The 16,923-nt window shown below is 59.4% G+C and carries 18 protein-coding genes; 13 read left to right on the top strand and 5 right to left on the bottom strand.

What is annotated here, in order from left to right; all coding sequences use genetic code 11:
* The first annotated feature begins 14 nt into the window (after positions 1-14).
* Complete coding sequence (locus HF931_RS07400; RefSeq protein WP_273242802.1) at positions 15-1,091, top strand: MBL fold metallo-hydrolase; 1,077 nt, start codon at positions 15-17, stop codon at positions 1,089-1,091.
* A 54-nt stretch (positions 1,092-1,145) separates the two neighbouring features.
* Here the strand turns inward: HF931_RS07400 and HF931_RS07395 are convergent, their stop codons facing one another.
* On the bottom strand, positions 1,146-1,481 hold the full coding sequence (locus HF931_RS07395; RefSeq protein WP_035547067.1) for a winged helix-turn-helix transcriptional regulator: 336 nt from the start codon (positions 1,479-1,481) through the stop codon (positions 1,146-1,148).
* Positions 1,482-1,590: 109 nt separating this feature from the next.
* Between HF931_RS07395 and HF931_RS07390 the strand changes: the two genes are divergently transcribed.
* Both HF931_RS07390 and HF931_RS07385 read left to right on the top strand, forming a co-directional pair.
* Positions 1,591-2,325: an SDR family NAD(P)-dependent oxidoreductase gene (locus HF931_RS07390; RefSeq protein ID WP_273242800.1), complete on the top strand. Its 735-nt coding sequence runs from the start codon at positions 1,591-1,593 to the stop codon at positions 2,323-2,325.
* 148 nt (positions 2,326-2,473) lie between these two features.
* Entirely contained in the window at positions 2,474-3,571 is a 1,098-nt protein-coding gene (locus HF931_RS07385; protein ID WP_273242798.1) for a serine hydrolase domain-containing protein, read from the top strand.
* On the opposite strand, the gene HF931_RS07380 is transcribed toward HF931_RS07385, so the two are convergent.
* On the bottom strand, positions 3,568-4,743 hold the full coding sequence (locus HF931_RS07380; protein WP_273242796.1) for an Mrp/NBP35 family ATP-binding protein: 1,176 nt from the start codon (positions 4,741-4,743) through the stop codon (positions 3,568-3,570). The two genes, HF931_RS07385 and HF931_RS07380, sit on opposite strands and share 4 nt — an antisense overlap.
* A 98-nt stretch (positions 4,744-4,841) precedes the next feature.
* On the opposite strand from HF931_RS07380, the gene hflK reads away from it, so the two are divergent.
* The 4 genes from hflK (at position 4,842) to HF931_RS07360 (ending at position 8,614) form a co-directional block, all read left to right on the top strand.
* Positions 4,842-5,969: an FtsH protease activity modulator HflK gene (gene hflK, locus HF931_RS07375; protein WP_035547081.1), complete on the top strand. Its 1,128-nt coding sequence runs from the start codon at positions 4,842-4,844 to the stop codon at positions 5,967-5,969.
* On the top strand, positions 5,969-6,865 hold the full coding sequence (hflC, locus tag HF931_RS07370; protein ID WP_035547085.1) for a protease modulator HflC: 897 nt from the start codon (positions 5,969-5,971) through the stop codon (positions 6,863-6,865). The genes hflK and hflC overlap by 1 nt, the downstream gene beginning before the upstream one ends.
* Before the next feature lie 12 nt (positions 6,866-6,877).
* The gene (locus HF931_RS07365; protein ID WP_273242794.1) at positions 6,878-7,075 is read left to right on the top strand and encodes a DUF2065 domain-containing protein; all 198 of its coding nucleotides are present in this window, start codon (positions 6,878-6,880) and stop codon (positions 7,073-7,075) included.
* Positions 7,076-7,156: 81 nt separating this feature from the next.
* Positions 7,157-8,614, top strand: a complete 1,458-nt coding sequence (locus HF931_RS07360; protein ID WP_273242793.1) for a Do family serine endopeptidase — start codon at positions 7,157-7,159, stop codon at positions 8,612-8,614.
* On the opposite strand, the gene serB is transcribed toward HF931_RS07360, so the two are convergent.
* Positions 8,615-9,535: a phosphoserine phosphatase SerB gene (gene serB, locus HF931_RS07355; protein ID WP_273242792.1), complete on the bottom strand. Its 921-nt coding sequence runs from the start codon at positions 9,533-9,535 to the stop codon at positions 8,615-8,617.
* Between the two features lie 47 nt (positions 9,536-9,582).
* On the opposite strand from serB, the gene miaA reads away from it, so the two are divergent.
* The 5 genes from miaA (at position 9,583) to ilvC (ending at position 14,910) form a co-directional block, all read left to right on the top strand.
* Positions 9,583-10,539, top strand: coding sequence for a tRNA (adenosine(37)-N6)-dimethylallyltransferase MiaA (gene miaA / locus HF931_RS07350; RefSeq protein ID WP_273242790.1), 957 nt, complete (start codon positions 9,583-9,585; stop codon positions 10,537-10,539).
* 171 nt (positions 10,540-10,710) lie between these two features.
* Positions 10,711-12,489 carry an acetolactate synthase 3 large subunit gene (locus HF931_RS07345; protein ID WP_273242788.1) on the top strand — a complete coding sequence of 593 codons (1,779 nt, stop codon included), beginning with the start codon at positions 10,711-10,713 and terminating at the stop codon, positions 12,487-12,489.
* A 129-nt stretch (positions 12,490-12,618) separates the two neighbouring features.
* Positions 12,619-13,194, top strand: a complete 576-nt coding sequence (gene ilvN / locus HF931_RS07340; protein WP_273011546.1) for an acetolactate synthase small subunit — start codon at positions 12,619-12,621, stop codon at positions 13,192-13,194.
* The gene (locus HF931_RS07335) at positions 13,191-13,838 is read left to right on the top strand and encodes a hypothetical protein (protein ID WP_273242786.1); all 648 of its coding nucleotides are present in this window, start codon (positions 13,191-13,193) and stop codon (positions 13,836-13,838) included. Before ilvN ends, HF931_RS07335 begins: the two co-directional genes overlap by 4 nt.
* 52 nt (positions 13,839-13,890) lie before the next feature.
* Positions 13,891-14,910: a ketol-acid reductoisomerase gene (ilvC, locus tag HF931_RS07330; protein WP_273242784.1), complete on the top strand. Its 1,020-nt coding sequence runs from the start codon at positions 13,891-13,893 to the stop codon at positions 14,908-14,910.
* Between the two features lie 3 nt (positions 14,911-14,913).
* On the opposite strand, the gene HF931_RS07325 is transcribed toward ilvC, so the two are convergent.
* Positions 14,914-15,600 carry a GH25 family lysozyme gene (locus HF931_RS07325; protein WP_273011551.1) on the bottom strand — a complete coding sequence of 229 codons (687 nt, stop codon included), beginning with the start codon at positions 15,598-15,600 and terminating at the stop codon, positions 14,914-14,916.
* A gap of 175 nt (positions 15,601-15,775) precedes the next feature.
* Between HF931_RS07325 and HF931_RS07320 the strand changes: the two genes are divergently transcribed.
* Entirely contained in the window at positions 15,776-16,285 is a 510-nt protein-coding gene (locus tag HF931_RS07320; RefSeq protein ID WP_273242782.1) for a bactofilin family protein, read from the top strand.
* On the opposite strand, the gene HF931_RS07315 is transcribed toward HF931_RS07320, so the two are convergent.
* Complete coding sequence (locus HF931_RS07315; RefSeq protein WP_273242780.1) at positions 16,279-16,878, bottom strand: tetratricopeptide repeat protein; 600 nt, start codon at positions 16,876-16,878, stop codon at positions 16,279-16,281. The two genes, HF931_RS07320 and HF931_RS07315, sit on opposite strands and share 7 nt — an antisense overlap.
* Positions 16,879-16,923: the final 45 nt, after the last annotated feature.

Raw genomic sequence — 16,923 nt, 5'->3', positions numbered from 1 at the left:
GAAGAGGAAAAGTCATGAAAATCGTGAAGTACATCCTGATCGGCACAGGCATTCTGATCGCCTTGCTGCTCGGTGCGCGCGCCTTGTTCAGCGTGCAGATCGGCGAAGCCCTGTTCCGTTCAGCCGTAAAGGCCAATCTCGGGCAGAGCGCGCTGGCCGATGCACCTGATGGATTGAGCGCCATTCTGGTCGGCACCGGCTCTCCCCTGCCGGATCCGGGACGCGTTGGCCCGATGACCGTAGTTGCCGCCGGAGATCGCATCTTCATCATAGATGCTGGCTCCGGCTCGGCCCGGCGGTTTGGAGAGCTGCGTCTGCCATGGGGCAATGTGGAGGCCGTCTTCCTGACGCATTTCCATTCCGACCATATCGACGGACTGGGTGAAGTGATGCTGCAGCATTGGGCAGCAGGCGGCGCCAAGACACCGTTGGCGCTGCATGGCCCGAACGGGGTCGAGCGGATCGCCGCTGGATTCACGGACGCCTATGCTCAGGATACAGTCTACCGAATCGCGCATCATGGCGCCGACGTGATCTCGCCCTCTGGTCAGGGCGCTGAAGCCGTCGCCTTCACGCCTTCAGGACGACCGGAAATCGTCTACGAAAGAGATGGGCTGACCGTCTCGGCTGTCTCGGTGGATCACAGTCCAATTGAGCCTGCGGTTGCCTACCGCTTTGATTATCGAGGTCGATCCGTCACGATTTCAGGCGATACAGTGAAAGATGACCGGCTGGTGACGCTGGCAAACGGCACGGACCTCCTGATCCACGAAGCCCTGAACGCCGACATGGTCCGTGTGGTTCGCGACGAACTCACGGCCAATGGCGAGACGCGGCTGGCCGCGATCATGAACGACATTCTGGATTATCACACAACGCCAGTTGAAGCCGCAGAAGTCGCTCACGCCGCCAATGTTCGCATGCTGGCACTCAGCCATATCGTGCCGGCGCAGCCGAGCCGTCTACTTTATCCCGCCTATCTGAAAGGCACGTCCAAAGCCTATGACGGGCCGATCATCATGGGCGAAGACGGAATGATGTTCACGCTGCCAGCGGGATCTGACAAGATTGAACGCAGGCGATTGAATTGAACGCCACCGGGACGCGCTCATCCTTTGCGACGTCTCAATTTCACAAGCGCCAGACTAGCTTGTTTCCAACAAGGCTTCCGTGATCTCGGTCTGGTGCGCTTCGCCCCACTCGCACAAAGAAACGAACGCCGCACTGAGACCTCTTCCAAAATCGGTCAGGGCATAATCTACGCGCGGCGGCACTTCGCCATGGTCCGTGCGGCTGACAATGCCATGGCGTTCCATCTCCTTGAGTTGCTGGATCAGCATCTTGTCACTGACCCCGTCGATACTGCGTTTCAGTTCGCCATACCGCATGGGCTGGCGCGCAAGAAAAAACAGGATCAGCGGTTTCCATTTGCCGCCAATCAGACGGAGTGCAGCGTCCAGTCCGCAAATAAAGGGTCTCATCGAGTACTGCCTCCCAAAGTTTCTTTGATACTTACCAAATAGTGCATACTTGTCCAAAAGTAAGCTGCTCCCCAGCTAGCCATCTCCAACGCGGAAAAGGAGATTGGACATGGGAAAGCTTGAAGGAAAAGTCGCAGTCATTACGGGCGGAGGGTCCGGCATCGGACTCGCCACGGCAAAGCGCTTCATAGATGACGGCGCAATCGTTTACCTTTTCGGACGTCGGATAGACGTGCTTGAGAACGCAGTTCAGCAATTGGGGCCCAATGCACGTGCCATCCCCGGCGACGTTACCCGGCAGGAGGATCTCGATCATCTTTATGCTCAGGTCGAGAAGGAGCACGACCAGATTGATATTCTGTTTGCGAATGCCGGGCTGGGCGATCTGGCGGCGCTGGGCGATATCACGCCGGAACAGTTCGACCTCACCTTCGGCGTCAATGTGAAAGGAACGCTGTTCACGGTTCAGAAAGCGCTACCGCTCTTGAAAGCTGGCAGCTCAATCATCCTGACAGGGTCGACCACCGGCGTGATGGGAACCCCAGCCTTCAGTGTCTACAGTGCGTCGAAAGCCGCTATTCGGAATTTCGCTCGCAGTTGGGCACAGGATCTTCGGGGATCCGGCATTCGCGTCAACGTCCTCGTGCCCGGCGGAACCGAAACCGAAACTGTCATGCGTGACATCGGGGCCGATGCCATGAACCAGATTGGTGCCTCCAGCCCCCTTGGCCGGCTGGGCTATCCGACAGAAACGGCTGCTGTTGCCGCCTTCCTGGCGTCGGAGGACAGCAGCTACATGACGGGCGGCGAAGTCTTCGTGGATGGCGGCCTCGCACAAGTTTAAGCCGCCCCAGGGGCCGGTTCTCAAATGTGGTTAGGTGCTCCATATCCGAGGATCGGCCCCCGGCCCTCAATGCCCCCACCGGCAAACAGCGGCAATCCGAACGCCAGGGGCTGGACTAGGCCGCGAGCATTCCCTAGTTGCAACCGTCATGAAACACAGACTGATCGCGACAATCGCCGCAGCCCTGCTGGCGTCCGGCTGCACCGCCGAACTCCCTGCGCCAGACACGCACGCCACTACGCACGGCGTCGAGTTTGCCGACTCGAGCGAACTCTCCACGCTATTGGAGGAGCTCTCCTTCTCTGGCACGCTCTTCGTCAGCAAGGGTGACGACACCCTGCTGCGTGAAGCTGTAAATACGTCTTCGATAGAAGACACCACAGATATCACTTTGGAAACCCGTTTTCCCATCGCCTCCATGACAAAGAGCTTCACGGCGGCGCTGGTTCTGACGCTGGTTGACGAGGGCAAGCTCGGTTTAGATCAGACGCTGGCTGAATTGCTGCCGGACTTTGACGCACCCTACGCTGACAAGGTCACGGTCCGCCACCTGCTGCAAAACCGGTCTGGCATTCCACACTACATCGACATACCCGGCTGGTTCGACAATGATGTGAAGCGCGCCTTCACAGACAAGTCCTTCATGAAAGCAGTCGAAGGGCTGGATCTGAAGTTCACACCCGGCAGCGATTATCTGTACTCGAACGTCAATTACTTCTTGTTGGCGCTCATCATTGATCGCCATTCGGGCATGGACTACGAGGCCAGTCTGCAGAAGCAGATCCTGGATCCGCTCGGCATGACGGCAACCGGTCAACTCTATCAGGATCCAGACGGACTTGCCGTAAACTACCTCAAGCATAGTGACGGCACTTACGAAACTATCCCCGTCGTGAACCCGGTTCTATTCCGCGGCACTGCCTCCATGGTATCCACTGCGGACGACCTGAACACATGGGGACACGCCGTCATCGATGGCAAGATCTATTCGGATGCGGCGGAAGCAGAAGCGTTCCATACCGACACGCCAATGGCCTGGATCGTTGCTGAGCTCCCCGTCTCTGAAGAACAGAGCGTTAGTGTCACCTATTATAATGGACGTCTGATCGGATATCTCAGCTTGATCATGCTGGTCCCGGATGAGGATGGCGTAATCGTCATCCTGAACAACAACACAGTCGGCTACGAGAACATGATGGGTCTGGCTGCGACATTGGCTACAAATTATTTCGGCAACGAGAACTAGTCCTCGAACACAATGTCGGGTGTCGGCTTGGTCGCCAGTCCGTCCAGTTCGATGGCGACCTTGCGGGCCAGTTCGTGAAACAGCTGGCCCGCTGTCTCGTCGGTCAACGCTGCTGGCTGGCCGGAATCGCCGCCTTCGCGGATCGCTTGAAGCATCGGCAGTTCGGCCAGCAGAGGCAGGCCGAGGGCGTTGGCCGTGGCCGAGCCGCCGCCCTGCCCCATCAGGTAATGCCGGTTGCCGGAGGGATCTTCGAACCAGCTCATGGTCTCGACAATGCCCAGCACCGGCACTTCGGTCTTCGCGAACATGGCAGCGCCGCGCCGGACATCAGCCAGGGCAACTTCCTGCGGTGTCGTGACGATCAGCGCCGCGGTCACCGGAATGCGTTGGGCTATGGTCAACTGTGCATCGCCCGTGCCCGGCGGGGTGTCGATGATGAGTATGTCCAGCGGGTCTTCCGGAGTGCCCCATTCGGCATCGTTCAGCATCTGCGTGATCGCTGACATGACAATCGGTCCGCGCCAGATCATCGGTGCGTCCGGGTCGGACAAATAGCCGATCGACAGGGTTTTCAGGCCCGCCGCCTCGACGGGCAGCAGTTTTCCGCTCTCCTGAGACGTGGTTGGCTCGCTCGAAACCGTGCCCAGCATGGTGGGAATGGACGGCCCATAAATGTCGGCATCCATCAGCCCGACCTTCATGCCCGCCTTTGCCATGGCCACGGCCAGATTGACCGAGACTGTGGACTTGCCCACACCGCCCTTGGCACTGGCGACGACCAGAATGCGGGAAATGCCGGGAATGGAAGATTTTGGCGCGGCAGACGGCACCTTGCCCTGCTGCAGGGCGTCGTCAGACAGCCGGGCGCCTTTCCGCACGCGTTTCGAGGCGGGTGTGTGAGACAGGTGAACTTCCTTTGCAGGGGCGCTAGCGGCGCGCTCAGCCGTCAGGACGCTGCTGACAGAGCTCACGCCCGAGATCAGTTCAACCTTGCCCTCGGCTTCGATCCGGCGCGCCTCGGCGGCCTCTGGCTGAGCCGGATCGGCCTTGATCACCAACACCACCCGGCCGTCCTCACCAATGGTCACCGATTCCAGCCAATCGGGCTGCCCGAGGGTCTGGATGATCTTTTCCTCGAGTTTCCGGCGTGATTTATCCTTTGATCCGAACAAAATCTGCGACTCCGCTGCTCTTGATGCCTGCAAACAGGCATGCACTTATCATCAAAGCGCCTATATAGAACCCATGCACAGCAATACAGGGAGGGCACATGCCCTGGGATGACAAGACTAAATCCAGCGGCCCTTGGGGCGGCGAGGGTGGAAACAATGGAGGTGGCAAGGATGGCGACTCTCCATGGAACCGGCCTGGCGGCTCTGGCGGCAGCGGGGGCAATGACCTCGAAGAACAGATGCGGCGTATGCAGGAACGCTTTCGCCAGCGCGGCGGCGGCGGTGGAAATCGCCGCGGCGGCGGAGGCGGTGGCGGGACCAATTTCGGTCCACTAGGCTTTCTCGTCATTGCCGGTATCGCCCTGCTCGCATGGCTGTCCACCAGCGTCGTGATGGTGGATCCGGGCCAGCAAGCCTCTGTCTTCCGCTTTGGCAAATGGCAAACGAATTTCGGGCCCGGGCTGCACTTCCACCTGCCCGCTCCGTTCGAACAGCACGAACTGGTAGAAGTTGAGGCGCGCCGGAAAACCGAAATCGGCCAGACCATCGACGAAAGCCTGATGCTGACCGAAGACGAGAACATCGTCGACCTGCAATTCTCCGTCTTCTGGCGCGTGCGCCCGGATGCGCCTCAGGACTACATTCTGAACGTGCGCCAACCGGACATTGCCGTCGAAATGGTCGCGGAATCGGTGATGCGCGAAGTCGTCGGCAAGACGAAACTGCAAAGCGTGATCACCACAGAGCGGGACGTTGTTCAGAACGAGGTCGCCCAACAGGTTCAAACCTTGCTGGATGACTATCGCGCCGGGATTCGCATCCTGAGTATCCAGATCGACAAGGCTGACCCGCCCCAGCAGGTCATCGAGGCCTTCAACGATGTGAACGTCGCCGAACAGGACGCTGAGACCAACATCAACCAGGCCACGCAGTACGCCAACCAGATCGTGCCCCAGGCGCGGGGTACGGCCCAGCGCCTGCTCCAGGAAGCTGAAGGCTATCGTGACCAGATCGTCGCAGACGCCCAGGGTGAAGCGTCTCGCTTCGAACAGATCTATGAGGAGTACCGCAAGGCGCCACGCGTCACGCGGGAGCGGATGTATCTCGAAACCATGGAACGCGTGCTTGAGCGCACTGAAAAGACCATTCTCGACAGCCAGTCCGGCGCAGTGCCCTACCTGCCGCTGGACCGGGTGCAGTCCGGTAACCGCGGAGGACAGAACTGATGCGTAACCTTAGCTGGCTGGCACTTGCCCTGATCGCGATTGTCGTGGTCGCCATCGTGAACTCTTTCTATGTCGTGCGCCAGGATGAGCAGGCCCTGATCCTTCAGGTCGGTGAACCGCGCGCTGTCATCAACCCACCCGGCACGGATGAAGCCGGTCTCTACTTCAAGATCCCGGTCATCCAGACCGTCGAGAAGCTGGACCGCAAGAATCTCGGCCTCGACATCGAGAACATCGAAGTCCTGGCGTCGGACCAGCGCCGTCTGGATGTTGACGCTTTCGTCCGGTGGCGCATCAGCGATCCGCTGAAATTCTATCAGAGCCTTCGCGACATTCGCCGCGCCTCGACCCAGCTGAATGATGTGACCAAAGCATCTATCCGTGAAGTCATGGGTGACGTGCCGGTGCCGGAAATCATCTCCGGTCAGCGTGCCGAACTGATGGACAATATCCGCTCGAAAGTGGCCGCTGAACTCGCCGATGATGGTATTTCCATCGTAGACGTACGAATTCGTCAGGCAGACTTGCCGCGCGAAGTGGCAAACGGTGTCTACAGCCGGATGCAGACAGCGCGTAAGCAGGAAGCCGAACGTATCCGGGCCGAGGGCGAAGAACGTGCCCGCCTGATCCGCGCCCAGGCTGAACGGGAAAAGACCGTGATTGAAGCCCAGGCCCGCGAACAGTCGGAAATCATCCGGGGTGAAGGCGACGCCCTCTCCACCGAGATTTACGCCAACGCCTATGGCAAGGACCCGGAATTCTTCCGGTTCCAGAGAGCCCTCATTGCCTGCGAGAAGTCTCTCCGTGAAGGCACACGCATCGTGGTTGGCCCGGATTCTCTCGGCCTGTGCGACGAGTTCATCAATCGGGCCCGTGCAAATGGCGGCTCCCGTTAGGGCCCGGCGAAGATGAGCCTGAAACTGATCCTGCTCGGGATCGGCATGTGGTTGTTTTTGGAGGGGGTGGCATATGCGGCCGCCCCCGACTTCATGCGGCGTCTGGCAGAATATCTCTCCCGCATGCCCCCGCGGGAGATCGCTTTGGCCGGCATCGGATCGGCCGCTGTGGGCGCGATCCTCATTGTCATTGCAGTCCGCGTCCTCTGAACCTGTTGCAACACGCCCGCAAAGCGCCATAGTTTAAAAATATTGCTGTAGATTGTGCTTCGAAAGGAGGCTCAGCGGCCTATGCGCATTTCGGCCCTTGCTGCCTTGATCCTGATGAGTTCGGCGTCCGCCGCCCTGCCTGCCCATGCACAGGCGAGCCTGTCTGAACGCGTTGATGGAATTGACCAGAAGGTCCAGCCGCAAAGTTTCCGGGATCTGTCGAAACGACTGATGCCCGCCGTGGTGAACATCTCCACCTCGCAAACCATTGCGCCTGACGGCATGCCGACCTTCCCGGAAGGGTCGCCAATGGAGCGCTTCAATGAGTTCTTTGGGCGCGACGAAGAAGGGTTCCGCCGTGAGGGCTCGCTCGGGTCCGGCTTTGTCATTTCGCCAGACGGCATCATCATCACGAACAATCATGTGATCGAGAACGCCGACGAGATCGACATCAATTTCTCGAATGGCCGCGTGCTGAAGGCTGAACTGATCGGCCGCGACAGCGATACAGACCTTGCGGTTCTCAAGGTCGAGTCATCGACCCCCCTTCCCTTTGTGGACCTTGCAGACAGCGACAAGGCCGAAGTTGGCGACTGGGTGATCGCAATCGGCAATCCGTTCGGCTTTGGCGGATCGGTTTCTGCCGGCATTATCTCCGCGCGCAACCGTGATCTCAACGCAGGTCGCTCAGACGACTTCATTCAGACCGACGCAGCCATCAACCGCGGGAATTCCGGCGGTCCATTGTTCAATCTTGGTGGCGAAGTTGTTGGCGTGAACACGGCCATCATCTCGCCGACAGGTGGTTCTGTCGGTATCGGCTTCTCGGTGCCAGCCAATCTGGTGAAGCGCATCTCCGACCAGCTGATCAAGGAAGGCCGCGTCCGCCGCGCCTGGCTGGGCGTGAATGTGCAGGACGCAGATGAAACGCTGGTCCGCGCTTACAAGGCCACTGGCAAGGGCGGCGTGATCATCACAAGGATCACTGATGACGGCCCCGCTGCAAACTCCGATATGGAAGTTGGGGATCTCGTGCTGCGCTTCGACGGCCAGACCGTCACCAGCGTGCGCGAACTTACCCGCCTCATCTCTGACACCGAGATTGGCCGAACCGTGCCAATCGCGCTCGTCCGCGATGGCAAGGCGCGAACCGTCAATGTCACGCTCGGAGAGCTGGAAGATGATGACACGGCGGAAGAACTGAATGCGGCGCTCGACGCCCCGGCCAGCTCAAACGATCTCGGCGCAGAGCTTACCAGCCTCGATGATGATGTCCGACGGCGCTACGGCATTCCGAATGATGTCGATGGCGTTGCGGTGACCACTGTGTCTGCACGTGGCCGTTCCTTCGGCAAACTGCGCCGCGGCGATGTTGTGATGGAAGTGAACTTTGAGCGCGTCTCGACTGTATCCGACACGATCAGCAAGGTCGAAACAGCCATGACCACACCGCACCAGCCCTTGTTGCTGCGTGTGAAGCGTCGCGGCGAGGCCGGCTGGTTCGATCAGTTCATCTCTATCGACCTGACCAATTCCTGATCAGCCGGTTACGAACTCATCAACATGATAGCCCTGGAAGAACAGGGCCGTGTGCAAATCTGTGTGCGTGATGGCGGCGTGCGCCTCCGCCGCAACAATGGGCTTGGCCTTGTAGGCAATGCCCAGTCCCGCTGCCTTGATCATGGCAAGATCATTGGCGCCATCGCCCAACGCAATCGCATCCGCTCGGCCAAGCCCGTTCTCGGCTGACACTTCGTCCAGCGCCGACAGCTTCGCCTCACGGCCGAGGATTGGCATGCCAACCTCCCCTGTCAGGGCGGCGCCGTCATCAATCAGCGTGTTGCCGCGATGGGCGACAAAGCCCGCCTCTTCCGCCACGCGGCCAGTGAAGAAAGTGAACCCACCAGACACCAGCACCGTGACAGCGCCGTTCGCCTTCATCGTCTCAACCAGCGTCTTCGCGCCCGTATTCAGCGTGATGCGCGCATCATAAGCATCCTGCAGCGCTTTGAGGTCCAGCCCCTTGAGCATCGCGACGCGGGTCGTCAGAGCGCCTTCGAAGTCCAGCTCTCCACGCATCGCGCGCTCGGTGATCGCCGACACTTCGGCTTTCAGACCGGCGAAGTCTGCCAGTTCGTCCAGGCATTCCTGGCCAATGATCGTGGAATCCATGTCCGAAATCAGCAGGCGCTTGCGCCGGTTTTCGCCAGGCAAGAACGCTGCGTCCATCTCGGCTTCATGCAATGCTGAGAGCACAGGCTGAAGCATTTCTGAGGGCAGAGTGGGTATAATGGCCTCGACGGCCGCAACATCTCCCATCTGGCCAAGACTTGTGATCGCCTCCACGCGGGTTGCGGGTGCAATGTCGCGCAAGATCATGCTGAGACGCGAGGCGATATTGTCCTCAGGGGCATTTGCGGCGGCAACAAGGATCATCGAATTCACTGCTTTCTCGTTCATTCCCGCCTCATCACGGGTTTCCTAGCCGCTGACAAGCCCTTACCGTTATGAAGATGACACCAGCCATCCTTATTCACGGGCCAACAGCCAGCGGAAAAACCGCGCTCGCCATAGATGTTGCACGTCGCCTGGGCGGCGAAGTGGTCAACGCAGACTCGATGCAGGTCTACCGGGACCTGCAAGTGATCTCGGCCCGCCCAACCGAGGAAGAGATGGACGGCGTGCCGCACCATTTGTTCGGTCACGTCGATGCAGCGCATCGTTATTCCACCGGCGACTGGCTGGAAGAAGTGCGCGCCACAATCCGCAACCTGGAACTGAGGGGCAAGCGCGCCATCCTTGTCGGCGGCACTGGACTCTACCTGCTGGCCATGACGCAGGGCCTGTCCAACATTCCGCCCGTGCCGGAAGATGTGCGCGCGGATGTCCGGTCTATCGCAGATGCCGAGGGGGCAGAAGGCCTGCGCGACCGCCTCACCCCCGTGGACCCGGAAACAGCTGCGCGGCTCGGCACGGGAGACCGCCAGCGGCTTGCCCGCGCCTATGAGGTCTATCTGGCCACCGGCAAGCCGATCACCGATTTCCAGAAGAACCGCCAGCCGCCGGTCCTGAAGGATGGCGAATGGATCGGCTTTGCGCTCACCCCACCTCGGGCAAAACTCTATCAGAAGATCGATCGCCGCTTTGAAGGCATGCTGATGCAAGGGGCGATGGAAGAGGCCCGCCAGCTCATAAAACGCGATCTCGATCCTGAACTTCCTGCAATGAAAGCACATGGAATGCCGTGGCTGGCTGCCTTTGCGCGCGGAGAGATAACGGCAGAATTTGCCGCAGAAAACGCCAAACGCGACACAAGACGCTACGCAAAGCGACAATTCACGTGGATTGGTCGCCAATTTCCCTTCTGGCCGCGCATACCTTCACCCGAACCGGAAGACCGTCTGAGGGTTATTCTTGCCTTGTATAGGGAGATTGACAGCCCGGTAGAGGCAGATTATTCCTGATCCCCGACGTTGGAGGAAACGCACCGTGCGCACGAATGTGGTACTCGTTATTAAGCACCCGTGATTGGCTTTGAGTAAGCCAATTGCGGGTGCGCGCACATCAAGGGGCTCCATCGGGGCCCTTTTTCTTTTCCGATACAGTCCAGACCCAGCCCGACCAGAGACATTCCCATGACAACCGAAACCAAGACCAAGCCCACCGCTGAAACCTTGACCATGACTGGCGCCGAGATCGTCATCACGGCCCTCAAGGAGCAAGGCGTGGAAGTCATGTTCGGGTATCCGGGCGGCGCGGTGCTACCCATCTATGATGCGCTCTACAGCACTGAAGGGCTCAGCCACATTCTGGTGCGCCACGAACAGGGCGCAGGCCATGCCGCTGAGGGCTATGCCCGCTCGACCGGCCGGCCTGGCGTTTGCCTCGTTACTTCCGGCCCCGGCGCGACAAACATGGTCACGCCTATCGCCGATGCGATGATGGACTCCATTCCGATGGTTGTCCTGACAGGTCAGGTGCCGACACATCTGATCGGCACGGACGCGTTCCAGGAGTGCGACACGACTGGCATTACCCGCACCTGCGCCAAGCACAATTACCTCGTCACCGATGTGAACGATCTGGCGCGCACGATCCACGAGGCTTTTCTGATTGCGAAGTCCGGTCGTCCCGGTCCGGTCGTGGTCGACATTCCGAAAGATATCCAGTTCGCCACCGGCACCTATATCGGCAAGGATGGCGTCCACAAGCCGACCTACCACCCGAACACCACGCCCCAGCCAGAAGCCATCTCCGCAATCGTGGATTTGATGCTCCATGCGCGGCGGCCGGTCTTCTATACGGGTGGCGGCGTCATCAATTCCGGGCCGGAAGCCTCCCGCCTGCTGCGCGAATTGCAGAAGGCCACCGGGTATCCGGTGACCTCCACCCTGATGGGGCTGGGCGCCTTCCCGGCCTCTCATAAGGACTGGTTGGGCATGGTCGGCATGCATGGCAGTTTCGAGGCCAATAATGCCATGCACGACTGCGACCTGATGATCTGCGTCGGCGCGCGCTTTGACGACCGGGTGACCGGCCGCATTGATGCCTTCTCTCCGAACTCTAAGAAGGTCCACATCGACATCGACCCGTCTTCGATCAACAAGATCGTCCGCGTCGACATTCCGGTGATCGCAGACTGCGCCGAGGCGCTGGCCGCACTCTTGAAGGAGTTCAAATCCCGCAAGGAGAAGAAGCCGGACCTGAAGCCCTGGAAACAGGAAATCGACATCTGGCGCGCGCGAAATTGCTTCGCCTACACAAATTCCGACGAGGTGATCAAACCGCAATATGCGCTGGAACGCCTGCACGCGCTGACCCGCGACCGGGAAACCTATTTCACCACCGAAGTTGGCCAGCACCAGATGTGGGCCGCGCAATTCCTGCACTTCGAGGAACCGAACCGCTGGATGACATCGGGCGGGCTTGGAACGATGGGCTATGGCCTGCCCGCCGCCGTTGGCGTTCAGGCCGCGCACCCGAATGGTCTCGTGATTGACGTTGCCGGCGAAGCCTCCATCCAGATGATGATGCAGGAATTCTCCACCGCGCTGCAGCACCGCCTGCCGGTGAAGGTCTTCATCCTGAACAATGAATGGATGGGCATGGTGCGCCAGTGGCAGGAATTGCTTCATGGCGAGCGTTATTCCCACACCTATTCGGAAAGCCTGCCGGACTTCGTGAAACTTGCTGAAGCAATGGGCGGACATGGCATCCGATGCGACAATCCGGCTGAGCTGGACGACAAGATCCGCGAAATGATTGACCATCCCGGCCCTGTCCTGTTCGACTGCCGTGTCGAGAAGGCAGAGAATTGCCTGCCGATGATCCCGTCGGGTTCTGCCCACAATGAGATGATCCTCGGCGAGATCACAGGTGACGAAATCGGAGAGGCCGGCAAGACGCTGGTCTGACGGTCAGGGGAATGGGGCCCGTCGAATACGGGGTTTGATCATGAGCCATGCAGCAAAACATCTTTTGCACGGGTCCATTCTGCCTTTAAAAGGCGGCATGATCGGTGTTAATCGGACGGAGACACAGGCATGAGCGACGGATCGACAGGCACACCGCCCAGCGGCGGCAATCCGAAATCGGCCTATTTCCTGTCCCACGAGGATCAGGAAGTCGAACGCCGTACGCTGGCCGTCATGGTGGACAACGAACCCGGCGTGCTCGCGCGGGTCGTAGGCCTGTTCTCGGGCCGTGGCTACAACATCGACAGCCTCACCGTGGCCGAGGTGGATGCAAACGAACACCGCTCACGCATCACGATCGTGACCCAGGGCACGCCTCACATCCTCGAACAGATCGAAGCCCAGCTTCTGCGCATTGTGCCCGTTGATCAGGTGATCGATATCACCAAGTCGAAACGCGGCATTGAGCGCGAACTCGCCTTGGTAAAAGTCGCCGGAATCGGAGAGGCCCGCGTCGAAGCGCTGCGCATCTCTCAGATTTTCCGGGCAAATGTGATAGACACGACCAATGAGAGCTTCATTTTCGAGCTGACGGGTGCCTCCGACAAGATCTCGCAATTTGTCGACCTCATGCGGCCTCTGGGCCTTGTCGAAGTCAGCCGGACAGGTGTCCTGTCGATCAAGCGCGGAAAGGTGAAAGGATGAGAAAAGCAAGCCTGCTTGCCATCGCCGCCTTCTGTCTTGGTGGCACTGCCATCGCGCAGGAGAACCTGCCGGAAACGTGCCGCGGGAATGTTTCGTCGGCGGCCTATATGGCACCTGACGAAGCCGCCAAGGCCGACCTTCAGTGCGACATAGACCGTGCTGAGCGTCTGATTGCACGCGCCAGCACCATCTTCGATGCCGATCCGGCTCCCCTGCTTCGGATCGTGGATACCGCTGCGCCGAGCGGCGCGGCCTACATCTATGACATTGTTGACTGGTTCGGAACAATGATGCTGGACGCTCGCACCGTTCCGGTTGCAGAAAATGTCCGCATCCCGATGTGCCGTGTGCAAACTCAACTGCCAGCCAATGTCGCCAATCAGGTTGCGTTGTCATTGCTCACCGCCAGCGATGCAGATTTGCCAGCCTATGGCGCCCGCGAAAAGATGATCACGAACGCAGATGGTTCGCGCAGTTTTGAACTGCTGCTGTCCTCGCACGACATCGTTACAAGCATCGAGACAACCAGCGGCCTGCGCCAGTTCTCCCGCCATGCCGAAGCCACAGATCCCATTGCCGAACTGAACCGCAGCGTCATCGGCGTCGCCAATTTTTCAGATGACTGGGTATGCCAATCCAATTGATCTGAAGTCTTATCCCCCACAATCAATCTTCCAGCGGAGCAAGTAGAGGCCCATGAAAATCTATTACGAGCAGGATGCGGACATCGCCCTCATCCAGAGCAAGAAAGTCGCCGTCATTGGCTATGGCAGCCAGGGCCACGCCCACATTCTCAACATGCGCGACAGCGGCGTGAAGAACGTCAAGGTCGGCCTCTATGAAGGCTCCCCAAGCCGCAAGAAGGCAGAAGCTGAAGGCCTCGAAGTCGTCACGCCAGCAGAGGCTGCGCAATGGGCCGACGTGATCATGATCCTGATCCCGGACGAGAAGCAGTCCGTTCTGTACGCAAACGAAATCGAGCCACACCTGCGCGCAGGCCAGCACCTGATGTTCGGCCACGGCTTCAACGTTCACTACAACCTGATCCGTCCGCGTCCGGACGTTGACGTTTCCCTGTCTGCGCCGAAGGGCCCAGGCCACACGCTGCGCGCCCAATACCAGATGGGCTTTGGCCTGCCGGGTCTCGTTGCGATCCATCAGGACGCAACCGGCACCGCGAAAGACGTTGCCCTGTCTTATTCGAAAGCCATCGGCAACACGCGCGCTGGCGTGATCGAAACTTCTTTCCGCGAAGAGACCGAGACCGACCTGTTCGGTGAACAGGCTGTGCTTTGCGGCGGCATCGTCGAACTGATCAAGGCGGGTTACGAAACGCTGGTCGAGGCCGGTTACGCGCCTGAAATGGCATATTTCGAATGCCTGCACGAAACCAAGCTGATCGTGGACCTGATTTATGAAGGCGGCATCGCCAACATGAACTACTCGATCTCCAACACGGCCGAATATGGCGAATACGTTTCCGGCCCACGCGTCGTGAATTCCGAAGCCAAGGCAAACATGAAGAAGGTTCTGGAAGACATCCAGAACGGCACCTTCGCGCGCAACTGGGTTCTGGAAAACCAGGCCGGCGCACCGGGCTTCAACGCCATGCGCCAGCGCATGAACAGCCACGAGATCGAGGAAGTCGGCGAAAAGCTGCGCGGCATGATGCACTGGGCGCAGAACGACCGCCTGGTCGACAAGGCCCGCAACTAGGTCCTATTCGGGTGGACGGTCCGGCACGCGGTTCATGTCCACCCGGCTTTCAATTCCCGGCACGCGGCCGGACATCGTATATTGCCAGATGTCCGGTGCGCGGCCGTCCCGGGTTCGGGGCATGACCTCGCCCAGCCCCCTCAGCCAGAGCGGATAATCGGCATAGCCGTCTGACAGCCAGTCGCGATGAAACTCCGGCGTGGTATAGATCACCGGGCGCTGACCATACTCGGCTTCCACCCTCTCCAGAAACACATCCAGCTCCGCCAGCGTCTCCGACATACTGCCGCGCGGTTCGCAATTGTGCGCATATTCCAGATCGACAGCCGGCGGCAGGCCCCCTGCCCGCACCTCGACGGACTGAATGAAATTCCCGGCCTGCGCCTCGCCGGCTCGGCACAGGCGATAGAAATGATACGCCCCGACCAGCCAGCCCCGCGCCTTGGCCTCGCGCCAATGATCCTGGAATCGCGGATCCTTCCAGTCAGTCCCCTCGGTTGCTTTCAGATAGAGGAAGTCGACCGGCGCCGCCTCGAAGGCCTCCCAGTCGATCCGGCCATTATGGTGCGACAGGTCGAGACCGGTGAATCCGGGTTGCAACATGGCGCGGTTTCCAGCGACAGATGGCGACACATCGCGACATGCGGCGACAAGGAACAACAAGGTGACGACAGTCAGAAACGGGCGCATACATTGTTTCAACACATGAATAAGGCACCGAGGCGAGCAAAACTTGCCCACTTCTTGCATGGCTTTCTTCGCCCAGCGTCTGTGAGATACAACAAATTGAAGCTATAAGGGCAATAAATTCAACACTCTGGCCGTGGTAGAGTTAACACGACCGGAAACTGGGAAAGAGTGGGCGATGGCCAGAACCGAGACCGACAGCAAGGGCCGCTCCGGCCAGGGCAGCTACATCGCCGCCGACTGCGCCCTGGAAGGCACTTTCACCTTCTCCGGCCCCCTCACCATCGCCGGGCACATGAAAGGCCCCGTCAAATCTGATGCAATGGTGCTGATTGAGGCCACAGGCGAGCTGGAAGGCTCTCTGGAGGCACCTGTGATCATTGTGCACGGCAAACTGAGCGGAACCATCACAGCCCATGAGAGCGTGGAAATCTGGACGGATGCGAAAGTAACCGGAAAAGTGACCACGCGCAGCATCCGAGTCGATGCTGGATCCTTGCTGACAGCAGACCTTGTCGTGGCCACCGAGGGCAACTTGCCTGCGCATGAAGGCGCTGAAGTGCCGGACCCGACAAAGGCCTCAGACTCATTGACTGGCGAACAGGAGAGAGACCCGTCTCAACCTGCACGACCGCTGCCCGGATCAAACCTTGCGCGCAAACTGGCCGCAATGAACGAAAATCAGTAGCGGCGTTTTACGTCCTCAAGACGCTCCCACGTATAATCATCCGGCTGATACGCACCTAGTATCGACAGGCGTTCACAGGCCCATTCATATTCGCGATCACAGGATTCCTGCAGTAGGCGCGTCCCTTCAGGCACATTCTTGCGTCCGCCTTGACCCGTATAAACCATGTTGCCCAGAGCCGCGCAGCCGCTGACGTCGCCAAGGTCGCATGCCTTGTCATAGAGCCCCCGCGCCTGAACGTGGTCCACGTCCATTCCGCGCCCTTGCAGCGTCAAATAAGCAAGCCCGGAACAGGCTTCAGCGTGGCTGCCATTGCACGCCTTGCGATAGTTCTCAGCGGCCTTTTCATAATCCTGTAGTCCGCCCAGACCGCGCCGGTACATATCTCCAAGCTCGAAACAGGCCTGATAGTCGTTTGTCCCGCACGCCCGAATGGCTTCAGTACGCTTGGCACGGTTCTCTTTCAGATTTGCGCTGGCCTCCTCAAGCGCAATCTCCGCCTGAGTTCGTTCTACCTGACCATATTGGGCAATGGCGGGGAGCGCCGCAACAGACACGGCGACGGCGGACAGTGCGATGGCAAGAGTTCGCATTCGGTTTCTCCCTTTGCTTGATTAAGGATATAAGTGTCGTCACGT

Source organism: Hyphomonas atlantica corrig., from assembly GCF_017795365.1.
Taxonomy (GTDB): Bacteria; Pseudomonadota; Alphaproteobacteria; order Caulobacterales; family Hyphomonadaceae; genus Hyphomonas; species Hyphomonas atlantica.
This window is presented reverse-complemented; position numbering and strand designations above follow the sequence as displayed.

What these genes read in the sequence shown, in the direction of transcription:
- ilvN (WP_273011546.1), top strand. Translation starts at nt 12,619, where the DNA reads ATGAGCGACGGATCGACAGGCACACCGCCCAGCGGCGGCAATCCGAAA.
- miaA (WP_273242790.1), top strand. Translation starts at nt 9,583, where the DNA reads ATGAAGATGACACCAGCCATCCTTATTCACGGGCCAACAGCCAGCGGA.
- HF931_RS07385 (WP_273242798.1), top strand. Translation starts at nt 2,474, where the DNA reads ATGAAACACAGACTGATCGCGACAATCGCCGCAGCCCTGCTGGCGTCC.
- HF931_RS07315 (WP_273242780.1), bottom strand. Translation starts at nt 16,878, where the DNA reads ATGCGAACTCTTGCCATCGCACTGTCCGCCGTCGCCGTGTCTGTTGCG.
- HF931_RS07365 (WP_273242794.1), top strand. Translation starts at nt 6,878, where the DNA reads ATGAGCCTGAAACTGATCCTGCTCGGGATCGGCATGTGGTTGTTTTTG.
- HF931_RS07400 (WP_273242802.1), top strand. Translation starts at nt 15, where the DNA reads ATGAAAATCGTGAAGTACATCCTGATCGGCACAGGCATTCTGATCGCC.
- HF931_RS07345 (WP_273242788.1), top strand. Translation starts at nt 10,711, where the DNA reads ATGACAACCGAAACCAAGACCAAGCCCACCGCTGAAACCTTGACCATG.
- ilvC (WP_273242784.1), top strand. Translation starts at nt 13,891, where the DNA reads ATGAAAATCTATTACGAGCAGGATGCGGACATCGCCCTCATCCAGAGC.
- HF931_RS07390 (WP_273242800.1), top strand. Translation starts at nt 1,591, where the DNA reads ATGGGAAAGCTTGAAGGAAAAGTCGCAGTCATTACGGGCGGAGGGTCC.
- serB (WP_273242792.1), bottom strand. Translation starts at nt 9,535, where the DNA reads ATGAACGAGAAAGCAGTGAATTCGATGATCCTTGTTGCCGCCGCAAAT.
- HF931_RS07360 (WP_273242793.1), top strand. Translation starts at nt 7,157, where the DNA reads ATGCGCATTTCGGCCCTTGCTGCCTTGATCCTGATGAGTTCGGCGTCC.
- hflC (WP_035547085.1), top strand. Translation starts at nt 5,969, where the DNA reads ATGCGTAACCTTAGCTGGCTGGCACTTGCCCTGATCGCGATTGTCGTG.
- HF931_RS07320 (WP_273242782.1), top strand. Translation starts at nt 15,776, where the DNA reads ATGGCCAGAACCGAGACCGACAGCAAGGGCCGCTCCGGCCAGGGCAGC.
- HF931_RS07335 (WP_273242786.1), top strand. Translation starts at nt 13,191, where the DNA reads ATGAGAAAAGCAAGCCTGCTTGCCATCGCCGCCTTCTGTCTTGGTGGC.
- HF931_RS07395 (WP_035547067.1), bottom strand. Translation starts at nt 1,481, where the DNA reads ATGAGACCCTTTATTTGCGGACTGGACGCTGCACTCCGTCTGATTGGC.
- HF931_RS07325 (WP_273011551.1), bottom strand. Translation starts at nt 15,600, where the DNA reads ATGCGCCCGTTTCTGACTGTCGTCACCTTGTTGTTCCTTGTCGCCGCA.
- hflK (WP_035547081.1), top strand. Translation starts at nt 4,842, where the DNA reads ATGCCCTGGGATGACAAGACTAAATCCAGCGGCCCTTGGGGCGGCGAG.